Source organism: Streptomyces sp. LN549 (assembly GCF_043203805.1).
Taxonomy (GTDB): domain Bacteria; phylum Actinomycetota; class Actinomycetes; order Streptomycetales; family Streptomycetaceae; genus Streptomyces.
In genome coordinates this window covers 8,716,802-8,729,066 of the sequence record NZ_JAZHRI010000002.1, presented here as the reverse complement: position 1 = coordinate 8,729,066, position 12,265 = coordinate 8,716,802, and the positions used below count along the sequence as shown (strand labels likewise).

The window sequence follows — 12,265 nt, the reverse complement described above, 5'->3', positions numbered from 1 at the left end:
GGGCGTGGGCAGTCCGGCCCGCCAGGCGGCGGCAGAGGCCGTCGGGCCCGCCACGAGGGGTAAGGGCCGGCGGTCAGTCGGCCAGGCCGGCGGCCAGGGTCGCCCCCAGCTCCCAGCAGGCCTCGATGTCGGCCTTGGCGGGTTCTCCCGTGACCGTCACGGCGTCGGTCGCGCGGCGCCATCCCAGGCCTGTCGTGATCGACTCGATGGCCCGCACGGCCCCGGTGACGTCGTTCCCGCCGTGCACGTAGTACCCGAAGGGGCGGCCACGCGTCTCGTCGAGGCAGGGGTAGTAGACCTGGTCGAAGAAGTGCTTGAGGGCGCCGGACATGTAGCCGAGGTTCGCCGGCGTGCCGAGCAGGATGCCGTCGGCGGCGAGCACGTCGGAGGCCGTCGCGGCGAGCGCCGCGCGCCGCTCGACCCGGACGCCTTCGATCTCGTCGGTCGTCGCACCGGAGACGGCGGCTTCGAACAGCGCCTGACAGTTGGGCGAGGGCGTGTGATGCACGATCAGGAGAGTGGCCACACCCCGGAACCCTGCCGCGCCCGCCGCGCGGCCGCAAGCGAGGCGCGCCTCACGCGTCTCGGTCGCCGCGACACCGGCCGGGCAGGGCCCTCCTGACGCCCCGCGCGGCCGCGGGCGACGGACACGCCTCACTTCTGGGCGGGGTCCTGCGGCGGATGCGCCCGGTCATGACCGGTGTCGAGCTCATCCGTACGGCTCCGCAGCCAGGACGTCAGCCGGCGAAGCCGCTCGTCCTGTTCGGGCGGCCGGCGGCTGAGGAGGTGGTAGCCGGTGCCGTCGGGGACGAACCCGAAGGGGGCGACGAGCTGTCCCCGCTCCAGGTCGTCGCGGACGACTGCGTACGGGGCGATCGCGACCCCCACGCCGGCCGATGCGGCCTGGACGGTCAGGTAGAAGTGCTCAAGCGTCTGCTGCGCGGCCGGCTCCGCCGTGATGCCGGTGATGCCTGTGATGCGCTTCCAGTCGTCCCAGGCCTGCGTTCGCGTCCCGGAGTGCAGAAGGGTGACGTCCGCTTTGCCGGGATCCATGAGCCGGGGCGCGAGGTCGGGTCGGCAGACAGGTCCGATCCTCTCGGCGAACAGCCGGGTTCGGTGCGCCCCCGCGGGAAAGGGGAAATCGTCCCGCCGAATGGCGAGGTCGATGTTGTCCCGTTCGAAGAAGACGGGGCCGCCTCCCGCGGACAGATGCACGGTGACGTCGGGCACGAGCGCCGCCAGATCGGGCAGCCGGGGAATGAGCCACCGCATCAGGAGAGTGGGCTCGCACGACAGGGTGAACGGTCCTGTGGGGGCGCGCCGGGAGGCCTGCCGGGCGGCGGCATCGATCTGATCGAGTGCGTCCCTGACCACCGCGGCCAGCTGGCGCGCTTCCTGGGTGGGCCGCAGGCTGCGTGCCCCGCGCTCGAAGAGCGACACCCCGAGGGTTCGCTCGAGGTTCTGCACCTGCCTGCTCACCGCACCGTGCGTCACATGCAGCTCCTGCGCGGCTGCCGTCATGCTCGCGTGCCGGACGGTCGCCTCGAAGGGCAGAAGGGAGTTCAGCGGAGGAAGGAAGGACCATCGCATCTGTGAATTTTACTCACGCCCGGTGTGAGAACGAATCGTTTGTCCTGCGTCCTTGATGTCATCGACTATTGATTCATTCACACATGGACGGTTCGACGGAGAGGTACGGCATGACATCCGGCAACGGCGCCCGGCAGGGCATCGGCATCCTCGCGGATGACCTCACCAGTGCCGGGGACGGGGCAGCCCCGTTCCGCCGGACCGGCCACGAGGCACGAATCCTCCTGTCCGGCCCCACGACCGAACTCCTGCCTGTCACGGGTGTGACCGCGGTCGATCTCGGGACCCGGCTGCTGGACCAGGAAGCCGCCGCCGCACGTACGGGCCGGGCCGCCCGCCGGTTCGCCGGCTCCGCGCTCCTGTTCAAGACCGTGGACTCGACGCTGCGCGGCCATGTCGCGGCGGAGGTCCGGGCCGCGTGGGCGGGATCCCGGCGGCGGGCCGTCGTCATCGCCCCCGCCTTCCCCGCGGAGGGCAGGGTGACGGTCGAGGCGGTCCAGCACGTGCGGGGGGTGCCGGTCCACGAGAGCGATTTCGCCCGCGACCCCGTTCACCCGGTCCGGTGCTCGGACCTCACAACGGTGTTCCCGGACGCCGTTCCGGTCGGGCCGGACCGGGCGGCCGAACTGCCCGGCCTGATCGGCCGAGGCGCTCTGATCGTCTGCTCCGCCGCAACGGACGACGACCTCGACCACCTCGTCGCGGCGGTCCCGCACCTCGACGACGTCCTGTGGGTCGGCTCCCCGGGACTCGCGGCCGCGCTGGCCCGACGGTGCGCACAGGGCGACGGACCGGTTGGTTCCGCGCCCGTACCGGCCCGCCGGCCGCTTGTCGTCGTCGGCAGCGCCAACCCGGCGACCCGGCGGCAGCTGGCAGCGCTCCGCATCCGGTCGGACGTCCAGGGGATCACCGTCGGCGACGATCCAGCGGCGACGGTGCAAGCGATACGCGCCCTGGCGGCTCCCGTCGTCACTGTGCAGACACCCGATGAGCGTCACGCACCGCGAACCGCGCGAGCGCTCGCCCGTTCCCTGGCCGCAGTAGTACGGACACTGTCCGAGGAGCGTCTGGTCGACGCACTCGTCGTCACCGGCGGGGAGACGGCCGCCACCGTGCTCAAGGCCCTCGGCATCGACGGGATCGACCTTCTCGACGAGCCCGAGCCCGGCGTCGCCCGCGGAACCCCGCTCGGCCTGCCCTCCCTCCCCGTCCTGATCAAGGCGGGCGGCTTCGGCGACGACGGGATGCTCCTGCGGCTGTGTCATCTGGTCCGGCAACCCGCCGGCCGGCCCGCCCCCGACCGAGGGGACCACGCATGACTCCGATCGCCCTCACCATGGGCGACCCCTGCGGCATCGGCCCCGAGATCACCCTCAGGGCGTGTGCCGACCCGCGGCGCAACGTGCCCGTCGTCGTCATCGGCGACGCCCACGTCCTCGCCCGTGCCGACAGCTTCGCCGGCACCGGTCTGGTCCTGCGCCCGGTCGATGCTGTCGACCGGGCAGCGTACGCACCCGGCACGGTGGACGTCCTCGCCGAGAGCGATCTGCCCGCGGACCTGCCATGGGGTTCCCTCGACGCCCGTGCGGGCGCGGCCTCCTTCCAGTACGTCCGCCGCGGCATCGAACTGGCTCTGGGCGGCGACGTACGCGCTCTGGTGACCGCGCCGGTGAACAAGGAGGCGCTGCGGCTCGGCGCAGTCCCCTACCCGGGGCACACCGAGATGCTGGCCGACCTCTCGGGCACCACCGACTACGCCATGATGCTCGCCAACGAGGAGCTGAGGGTCGTACTGGTGACCGTCCATCAGTCGCTGCGCACCGCGATCGACGCGATCGACACCGCGCGGGAACTCGGCATCATCCGGCTCACTCACCGCACGCTCCGACGCGGCGGTCTGCGCGCCCCGCGCATCGCGGTGGCCGGACTCAACCCTCACGCGGGCGAGAACGGTCTGTTCGGCCGCGAGGACCTGGATGCCATCGCCCCGGCGATCCGAGCCGCACAGGACGAGGGGATCCAGGCCTCCGGCCCCTGGCCTGCCGACACCGTCTTCATGAGGGCCCGCGCCGGAGAGTTCGACGTCGTGGTCGCGCAGTACCACGACCAGGGCCTCATCCCCGTCAAGTACCTGGGGCTGGAGCACGGTGTCAACATCACCATCGGCCTGCCCTTCGTCCGTGCCAGCGTCGACCACGGCACGGCGTTCGACATCGCAGGCCGCGGCACGGCCGACCACACCAGTCTGCTCACCGCGCTGCACCACGCCGACCGCCTCTCCGCAGCGGCGGCGGACCGTCGCTGACCACCGGCCCGATCGACCCGCCACAGACCCGAAGGACCACCGTGGACTTCATCTTCATGCTCACCCGCGACGACCGGACCGTCACCGACTGCCTCGAAGTCCTCGACGCCGTCGAGGATCTCGGGATCACCCACATCGGGTTCAAGGACGTCGGCGTGGACCGCGACACCCTCGTCCGGCTCCACGACGCCCTCAGGATCAGGGGCGCCACCACCTACCTCGAAGTGGTGAGCACCGACCGGGAGCAGGCGCTCGCCTCGGTACGGACGGCCGCCGAGCTCGGCGTGGACTGGCTCATGGGCGGTACGTGGATCGAGGAGACCCTCGGCCTTCTGCACGGCACGCCGATCGGCTACCTGCCCTTCGCCGGCCGTCCCCTCGGCCACCCCACCCGCCTCGCCGGTGGCCCCGGCCGCATCGCCGACGACTGCCGGAGAGCGGAGGCCGCGGGCTGCTCCGGCGTCGACCTGCTCGCGTACCGCGCCATCGACGCCGACCCCCTCGACCTGGTCCGGGCCGCCCGCGCCGCGACCTCGGGCCGTCTGGTCGTCGCCGGTTCCATCTCGGGCACCGACCAGATCCGGGACCTCGCAGTGGCCGGTGCGGATGCCTTCACGATCGGATCAGCCGCCTTCGACGGCTCGCTGAGGCCCGACGCGGGAACCATCGCGTCCCAACTGGCGCCGGTGGTCGACACGGCAGGCGCACTCAGCGTCTGCCGCTGAGGAGCCGGCCCGAACCGACGGCGCCCGGAGCGAGTTCCTCAGCCATCGGGCAGACGCCGGAGCGTCAGGACCGGTGGCCGAAGAACTCGACCTCCGCGACCGCCGTCCGGCGGCCCTTGCCGGTGCCGTACGCGGATTCGACCGTGAGCCGGACACCGACCGTGTCCGATCCCCGTACGTCGAAGGTCTGCTGGCCCGACTGATCCGCCAGCCGGATCGTCCGGCTGCTCTCCTTGCCGTCCTTCGAGGTCAGGACCACGGTGATCCGCGCCGGCCTGGCCTGTGTGAGGAATTCGTCCTTCCGCGCCGAGGTCCCGGAGAACACCACCATCTTCAGCAGCCGCACCGGCTGCGTGAACGAGCATTCCAGATACTCGCCCACGCCGTCACCGCTCTCCCGCGGCGCCCAGTACCGGTTGTTGAATCCGTCGAAGGCCGCAGCGGCCGGGTGTCCCGACGCCGCGCTGGAACTCCGGGACGTGGATGGCGGAACCGCCTCCGGGGCCCCGGTCTCCTCCTTGGCGAAGCCGAGCAGGCCGGACAGGTGCGGCAGCGCGAACCAGATTCCGACCGCCAGCAGAAGCAGCACGACCGGCAGTGCCGGCCTCGGTCTGCGCCGTCCGCGCCGTGGCCGCGTACCGGCGGCGTGGGTCTTCTTCCCCAGCCCCCGGCGAAGGATCCGCCGCCACCACGGCGGGCGGAGGCCGGGGGGCGGCCCCGGGTCGAGGAGCAGGGCGCACCGGACGCAGAGTGTGCGTTCCGGCGCGTTCTCCGCACGGCAGTTGGGGCACACCACGGGCACGCCCCTCGCCGGTCCCGGCGAGGCGGGGGCGCTGGGTTCCGGGCCGGGCGCCCATGCCGCGGGCCCGGGGGCGGGACCGTCCGTAGCGTCTCCGGGGCGCCGGGGAGCCGCCGCCGGCTGCGGAGGGGAAGCCGGTGCGGTGGGCGGCACGGTGGGCATGCGTGCGGGACCGGACGCCGGAACCGCGGGCGGGACGACGGGCAGAACAGGCTCCCGGTCGGGGGCCGGTGCCACCGGCTCCGGCCGGCCGGCCGGCCGCGGCCCCGGTTCGGCCCCGCCCGCCCCCTCCGGCTCCCACGCCAGGAACGCCTCGCAGGACGCGCAGAACTCCCGCCCCGGCGCATTCCGGTGACCACACGCCTCGCAGATCACTGCACACCGCCCCCCACGTCCCCGGCCGGAGGCAGGATCTCCAGCGTGTACCCCACATGCGCCGGGACCTCGGTCCCGATGAGCTCCTCCAGCCGCACCCGGTCGATCGCACGCCCCGGCCGTTCCCGGACCCGGATCGTCACCCAGGGGCGTGCCCGGCCCGGCAGCGCGGTCTGCGACACGGTCGACCAGGCCGTTCCGCCGCTCTCGGTGATCTCCGGCTCCGCGCCCGTCTCCAGCCGCACCGCATCGGCCAGCCCGCCCGCCGTGCCGCGCCGGGCATGCCGCGCGACCGCCCCCCGTACCGTCTCCCGGCGCCGCTCGACGGGACTGTCCTCGTGCTGCTCCACCGCCACCCACTGGGCCAGCCAGGCCAGGAAGTCCTCCGGGGCGCTGCGGGGGTCGAGGTGGGCGGGCAGGTTGTCGATGGTGAGCAGCACAGGGGCGAGCACGTCGTCGAGCGCGGCAAGGAAGCGCCGGAGGAAGTCCTGCTCCAGGTAGACGGCGGGCAGTTGGTCGATCAGGGGGTGCGGGGTCGGGAGTCCGGTGACGCCGGTACGCATCTTCTCAGGCTCCTCTCACCCGGAGCTGGTGCTCGTAGCTGAAGACCAGCGCGTGGCGGTCCAGCGGGATCTTGGCCGTGGCGTCGGTGCGCTCACCGGTGACCGGATCGGCGCGGTAGAGCCGTACGTCCTCCACGAGATCCACCCCCGGCACCCGCTGGAGCACGGCGAACGCCTCGCCCGACTGGACCGGCCGCCCGAAGGGCCAGCCCTGCCCGCCCGGCCCGCCGGACAGTGCGTTGAAGTACCCGTACAGCGCGGCCAGCGCCGCCTCCCGTACGCGCTCCACGACGGCCCCGCGCTCGGCCTGCACCGAGGCGACGACGGTGACGCCCTGGTAGAACGGCGGCTCGACCACGAGCCGGGCCCCGATGGGGCGGCGGGCCTCCAGGTGTCCGGCGATGAGGCGGAGGGTGTGCGCGGGAGGGACGAGTTCGTCGAACTCGATCCTGCCCTGCTCGTCGCTGCGACCGGCCGGGACGACGAGCAGCCGCACCCCGTGGGCGGAACCGTCGTTGTCGTCCGCGTCCCCGTCCTCGGCCGCACCGGCCCGGATGCAGTGCACGCGTGCCGCGTCCGGGGCGACGTCGCGGGCTAGGATTTCGTAGTCGTGCGGGACGACGGCGCGGTGCAGGGTGCGCAGCGTCATCGGCCCCCGCACCCGGGCGCTGTCGACGCTCTCGCCGTCGACGCCGCCGAGGGCCGGTCGGCGGTTCTCCACCCGTGCCACGTATGGGATCGCGCTGCGCAGGACCTTCAGTGTCGACCTGGCGACATTGCCGCGCAGCCCGCCGCCCGTACGGTAGGAACGCACCCGGACGGTGGCGCCCTTCGCGGGGACCGCGCCGTAGTGGCGGACGGAGCCGTCCCGTTCCCGTACGGCCGGACCGAACTCGACCCGGCCGGAGTTCGGGTCGAGGGTGATGTGGCGGTCCTCCGGCCCGGAGTGCGCGAAGTCGTCGACCCGGGTCCACCGGGTGTACTCCGCATCCGGTCCGCTCGCGGGGTCGGCCACCTCGACCACGAAGTCGCCCGGCACCACGGGCGGACGGGCCAGCGCGAACGCCTGGCCGGGTACGCCTTCCGCCGCGCCGAGCACCTCGTCGGCGATGGTCTCGGCATGCTCGGCGGCCACGGTCGCGCCGATGGTGAAGGCGGTGATCCGGCGGACGACGGGCGGTGCCAGGTAGGTCGGCCGGCCTGGCTCCGCCTCGATCAGGCGGCAGCGCAGCCAGCCCCCGGTGCGCCGTACGACGGCCGCCGGGGTGTGCGTCCTCGGCAGATGGAGGATCAGCTCGCCGGAGCGGTTGAAGCCTCCGGTGTCGTCCTTCTCGACCTCGCAGACCGTCCAGGCGGTACCGTCCCAGGCTTCCCAGACCAGCGGCGGACGCAGCGGATCGACCCCGACACCCTCGACCTTGCAGTCGAGTCGCAGGACGACGACTCCGGCAGGCACCGCGGCCGACAGACCGACGTAGAGGCAGTCGCCGGGCGCCGGGGTCGCCCCGAAACACGTCACGTCCCGTCCGATCGCCAGCTCCTCCGTGCGGTCCGCCGCCTCCCCCGACACCGGCCAGGTGGCGAGGTGGGCGAAGGCGCAGGGAACGATCGTCAGCTGCTCGGCGGTCGTGAAGACGACGGCTTCCTCCGTCTCCGTACGCACGGTGGCGACCTCCGTCCCGGTCCGCACGACGACCGGGTCGGGCCGGGGTGCGGAGAGCCGGAACGTCACGTCGGTGTGGGCGGCCGTGGGCGGGTGCAGCCGGACGCCGATCAGGTCGAGGAAGGTGAGATAGCTCTTCTCCGGTACCCGGTTCACGCGGTAGACGAGCTGGTCGACCATGGTGGCGAACGCCTCGATGAGGGTGACGCCCGGGTCCGACACGTTGTGGTCGGTCCACTCCGGGCAGCGCTGCTGGACCCGGCGTTTGGCCTCGTCCACCAGGCCCTGGAAGCGGCGGTCGTCCAGATGGGGACTGGGCAGCGTCACGCGCCGGCCTCCTCGTCGTCGTGGCTCGTCTCCTGCGCGTGCTGCGGGATCACGTAGAACGGGAAGACGAGGTTTCGGGGGTCGTTGGAGCCGCGCACCGAGTAGCCGATGTCGATGTAGAGGACGCCGTTGTCCGCCTCGTCGAACCGCACGGTGACCTCGGCGACCTCGATCCGCGGCTCCCAGCGCTCCAGCGCCAGCCGTACTTCGTACGCGAGCTGTCCTGCAGTCCCAGCGTCGGCGGGGGCGAACACGTAGTCGTTGACCGCGCAGCCGAACTCGGGCCGCATCGGCCGCTCGCCGGGGGATGTCGCCAGGATCAGCCTGATCGACTCCTCCAGCTCCCGCTCGCCGCGCACCAGCGCGATGGACCCGGTGGCGTCGGTGCGGGGCGGGAACGCCCAGCCTGCTCCGATGAACTGCTGTCCCATCCCTGCTCAGCCTCCGATCAGTACGGTGGGACACCCCGACACGACCGGCGCACCGCAGCCGCTCCGGTCGCCCACGCGGGCTGCGGGCTTGCCGCCGATCAGCACGGTGGAGCTGCCGGGCGGTGCGATCGTGGACGGCGGGTGGACCGCGGGCGACGCGCACTGGTGCGAGGTGCCCACCGTGGCGGCGGGCTTCCCGCCGATCAGGACCGACGGCACTCCCGGCGGACCGACCGCGCCGGGGTGTCCGGTGGGGTCGGTGACCCGTGCGGCTGCTGCTGGCGGCATGCGGTGTACTCCTGTTCCCGTGGTCCCGCTACGTCAGTTGAGCGTGATCATCGGTGCGTTGACGGCCACCGACCCACCGCTCTTCACGTCCGTGCGCTGTGTGCCGTTGACCGTGACCTGGCCGCCCTGGACCTCCACCGCGCCGCCGGTGGAGAGCGCGACCTTTCCGTTCCCGCCGTCGAGTGCGACTCCGCTGCGGGACGTCACCGTGACGCTGTCGCCGGTGAGTTCCAGCGCGCCGCGTCCGGCGTCCAGAGCAACCCCCTTGGCCGCCTTGACGGAGACCTGTTCCCTGGCCTCGATCGTCACGCTGCCGTCGCTGTTGATGACGACGGCCGTGCCCCGACGGTCCAGGTCGATGGTGAGTTTCCCGTCGCCGGTGCTGAGCCTGACTCCCTGCGGGCCGTTGGCCGCGTCCAGCAGTTCGAGCTGGTTTCCGCTCTTGGACGCGAAGGCACGACGGTTCACCGCGCCGGTGGTGGGATCGACGAGCTCGCCGCCGTCACCGGGAGCTCCCCCGGAGGCCGGGGCGCCACCGCCACCGCCACCGCCGGGCCGGTCCTTCCCGTTGTACAGCCCGGCCAGCACGTAGGGCCGGTCCAGGTGCCCGTGCTCGAAGCCGACCAGCACCTCGTCCCCGACCTCCGGGATGAAGGCCTCGCCGCCGCCCGTCCCGCCGGACTGTGCCGTGCGTGCCCAGTCACTCGCGTACTCGTCCGACAGCCAGGGGAAGCGCACCTTCACCCGGCCCGACCCCTCCGGATCCTGGGTGTCCGTCACCGTCCCGTTGACCAGTCCGGCACATCGGCCCCCTCCCCCGGCCGCGCCCGCCGACCCCTGCCCGCCACCTCCGGTGAGCCCGAACAGCGAGCGTTCCTGCTGCCCGGACACGGTGATCCAGGTCTCGTAGCCGCGCACGGCGTCGAAGACGTGCCGCGAGGACGTGACGGTGTACCGGCCCTCGAACGGTGCGCCCACCGCGTTCAGTGCCACCGCGCTGCCCGCCGTCACCTCGGGGTTTCCCCGGATCACCGCTTCCAGTTCCGCGAACGACCCGGCGATCCGCTCCGCCAGCGCCTTCGCCGCCCGGTCCACCTGCGCCTGCGCCCCGTACGCCGCGTCCGTCACCACGAACCGTGCCTCGCCGAAGGGGGCGGAGACCTCGGCCGCCGTCACCCCGAGTTCCAGCGTCGACGACGTGCCGGCCGGGGCCCTGCCCACCACCGGCTGCTTCGCCCCGACGTCCCAGCCGCGTACTTCCACCTCGGACACCTGCTCGGCGGCCGAGACCCCGGCGCGGCAGCGCAGCAGGTTGTCGCCGAGTTCGAGGACGAGGGGGTTGCGTTCGGCGCGCGCGGATCCGTCCGGCGCCCCGCTCGCCTCGGCGGGGCGGGTGATGTGCAGCTGCCCGTCGCGTACGTACGCCTGCGCACCGGCCTCCTCGGCGAGCCCGCGCACGAACTCCCAGTCGGTGACGTTGGGCTGGGCGATGTGCTCGATCACCGGGCCCGCGACGTCCACCGTTCCCGGCTTCAGTCCGGCGCGCTGGGCGACCTGACCGCAGATGTCGGCGAGCGTCATGTTCTGGTAGCTGGCGACCCGCCGGCCCCGCAGCAGCCGGTGGGACTCGTCGAGGCCTCGGACGACGGTGAACGTGCCGGTCTCGTCGAGTTCGACCTCAAGTGCCGTGACCACTCCTTCGAGCAGCGGCTTGGGAGTCGTGTCGCCGCCCGCACGGGCCAGCAGCCGGGCCTCGCTGCCGATCTTCAGACCGGTCTGTTCCAGCAGGACACGGTCGGGGTCCCGGAACCGGAGCAGGAACAGGTCGGGGAGTGTACGGCTGTCGTCGACGTACCCCTCGACGAGCGTGTTCACGAACTTCGCGGGGAGTGGTGTCCCGTTGAACTCCACCACCAGCGTGGTGGAGACGCCCTGTCGGGTCATCGGCCCTGCCCCCGGTCCGTGTCGTTGCCGCCGAGTCTGCTCAGCTCGTCGAGGGCGGGCAGCAGCAGCTGTGTCCCCGGCGCGAGCCGCAGCGGGTCGTCGATACGGTTCGCCTCGGCGATCACCCGCCAGGCACCGGCGTCCCCGTACTCCCGATGGGCGAGCGAGGGCAGCGAGTCCCCGGAGGCCACCCGGTGCACGCGCCGGGCCGCCAGCGCGCCCGACGTCGGGTTCTGGCCGGGCGTCTCCCCGCTGATCTCCTCCATCGTGACCTGGCAGACAGCCCGGATCGGCACGCCTGAGGTCGTGAACAGGGTGTATTTCGCCGCGACTTGACTCACATAGCCGGGGAACCCGGTGAGGCCGCCCCAGTGGAACACCACCCACGGCGGTGACGACCGCTGCTGCTGCCGGGTCTCGCTCGTCGGCACACAGCAGGCGAACAGCTGCTCCACCGAGGTCACCACCCGGGTGTCCTGGGTGTCACTGGCGTCGAAGAACATCTCGACGGTGAGCTTGCTGGGCTGCGACCCCTGGTACTCCGGAGGCCCCGAGCTCTTCGCCCCCTTGGCCGGCGTCCGCTTCCAGGAGGCGGCCTTGGTCAGGCTCAGCTCCTTGGGATTGAACTGGAAGTCGATCCGTCCGCACGGGCCGCCGGGCGTGAGCCCACCCCCGGTGGGCGGCGTCCGCAGTTCCAGGTAGGCGTGCTCCAGCTTGGGCCTGGCCGAGCCGCCCTTCGCCGCTGACGCCACCCCGGACGTACCGGCGGCACTGAAGGCGATGGGTCCCGCGCCGCTCACGCCGCTCAGCCCTCCATCACGTAGCCGTGGTGGGCGATCTCGATCGTCTCCATCGCGACCTTGGGCGATTCGGGAGTGAACGAGGGCCCCGTCCAGCGCACCGGCACGACCTCCAGCAGCCCCCACTGGGCCACTTTCCGTCCGTCGCCGGTCCGCGCCTCGATATGCGCCGTCTTGCGGCTGAAGCCGGTCGTCATGGTGGCGAACCAGCGCGCCACCTTCTCCGTCTCCCGGGTGAGCGGGCGGGACAGCTTGACGTTGGAGTACTTCAGCCGGGTGGGCAGCTGCCACAAATGCCCGTTGTTGCCGCCCTCCTCCCGGGTCTCCAGGACCACTTCGCAGCCCAGCCCGTCACAGGTGTTGAACGACCCGAGCTCGATGTCGTCGATCGTCACGACGAAGCAGACGCTGACGGCGGGGTCGTCGTCCGGGGAGGTGGCCATGGCACATGCCTC

13 protein-coding genes are annotated in these 12,265 nt (G+C 72.5%); 3 read left to right on the top strand and 10 right to left on the bottom strand.

The genetic code is table 11. The annotated features are described in order from the left end of the window. Window positions 1-73 precede the first annotated feature (73 nt). Together SH922_RS38615 and SH922_RS38610 are read right to left on the bottom strand one after the other, a co-directional pair. Window positions 74-526: a flavodoxin family protein gene (locus SH922_RS38615; RefSeq protein WP_219568889.1), complete on the bottom strand. Its 453-nt coding sequence runs from the start codon at window positions 524-526 to the stop codon at window positions 74-76. Between the two features lie 128 nt (window positions 527-654). Further along, window positions 655-1,590 (bottom strand): LysR family transcriptional regulator, encoded by a 936-nt coding sequence (locus SH922_RS38610; protein ID WP_393063160.1) that lies wholly within the window; start codon window positions 1,588-1,590, stop codon window positions 655-657. Between the two features lie 110 nt (window positions 1,591-1,700). Here SH922_RS38610 and SH922_RS38605 point away from each other — a divergent pair, with 110 nt between their 5' ends. From SH922_RS38605 to SH922_RS38595, 3 genes are read left to right on the top strand one after another with little or no spacing between them, the layout of a single operon-like run. Then, the gene (locus tag SH922_RS38605; protein WP_393063159.1) at window positions 1,701-2,909 is read left to right on the top strand and encodes a four-carbon acid sugar kinase family protein; all 1,209 of its coding nucleotides are present in this window, start codon (window positions 1,701-1,703) and stop codon (window positions 2,907-2,909) included. Next, complete coding sequence (gene pdxA / locus SH922_RS38600; RefSeq protein WP_393063158.1) at window positions 2,906-3,895, top strand: 4-hydroxythreonine-4-phosphate dehydrogenase PdxA; 990 nt, start codon at window positions 2,906-2,908, stop codon at window positions 3,893-3,895. The genes SH922_RS38605 and pdxA overlap by 4 nt, the downstream gene beginning before the upstream one ends. A gap of 41 nt (window positions 3,896-3,936) precedes the next feature. Beyond that, window positions 3,937-4,620 carry a hypothetical protein gene (locus tag SH922_RS38595; RefSeq protein WP_393063157.1) on the top strand — a complete coding sequence of 228 codons (684 nt, stop codon included), beginning with the start codon at window positions 3,937-3,939 and terminating at the stop codon, window positions 4,618-4,620. 64 nt (window positions 4,621-4,684) lie between these two features. Here the strand turns inward: SH922_RS38595 and SH922_RS38590 are convergent, their stop codons facing one another. The 8 genes from SH922_RS38590 to SH922_RS38555 all read right to left on the bottom strand — a co-directional run bounded on the left by SH922_RS38590 (window position 4,685) and on the right by SH922_RS38555 (window position 12,253). Further along, complete coding sequence (locus SH922_RS38590) at window positions 4,685-5,209, bottom strand: NADase-type glycan-binding domain-containing protein (protein WP_393063156.1); 525 nt, start codon at window positions 5,207-5,209, stop codon at window positions 4,685-4,687. A 581-nt stretch (window positions 5,210-5,790) separates the two neighbouring features. Beyond that, window positions 5,791-6,357, bottom strand: a complete 567-nt coding sequence (locus tag SH922_RS38585; RefSeq protein WP_393063155.1) for a phage tail protein — start codon at window positions 6,355-6,357, stop codon at window positions 5,791-5,793. A gap of 4 nt (window positions 6,358-6,361) precedes the next feature. Further along, entirely contained in the window at window positions 6,362-8,347 is a 1,986-nt protein-coding gene (locus SH922_RS38580) for a putative baseplate assembly protein (protein ID WP_393063154.1), read from the bottom strand. After that, window positions 8,344-8,778, bottom strand: coding sequence for a GPW/gp25 family protein (locus SH922_RS38575; RefSeq protein WP_326733613.1), 435 nt, complete (start codon window positions 8,776-8,778; stop codon window positions 8,344-8,346). The genes SH922_RS38580 and SH922_RS38575 overlap by 4 nt, the downstream gene beginning before the upstream one ends. A gap of 6 nt (window positions 8,779-8,784) precedes the next feature. Beyond that, window positions 8,785-9,066, bottom strand: a complete 282-nt coding sequence (locus SH922_RS38570) for a PAAR domain-containing protein (protein WP_393063153.1) — start codon at window positions 9,064-9,066, stop codon at window positions 8,785-8,787. A gap of 33 nt (window positions 9,067-9,099) precedes the next feature. Next, a complete protein-coding gene (locus tag SH922_RS38565) occupies window positions 9,100-11,010 on the bottom strand; it encodes a VgrG-related protein (RefSeq protein ID WP_393063152.1) in 1,911 nt (636 codons plus the stop codon). After that, a complete protein-coding gene (locus SH922_RS38560) occupies window positions 11,007-11,810 on the bottom strand; it encodes a peptidase M23 (RefSeq protein ID WP_330830966.1) in 804 nt (267 codons plus the stop codon). The genes SH922_RS38565 and SH922_RS38560 overlap by 4 nt, the downstream gene beginning before the upstream one ends. A 5-nt stretch (window positions 11,811-11,815) precedes the next feature. Then, a complete protein-coding gene (locus SH922_RS38555) occupies window positions 11,816-12,253 on the bottom strand; it encodes a phage tail protein (RefSeq protein ID WP_148016756.1) in 438 nt (145 codons plus the stop codon). Window positions 12,254-12,265 lie beyond the last annotated feature (12 nt).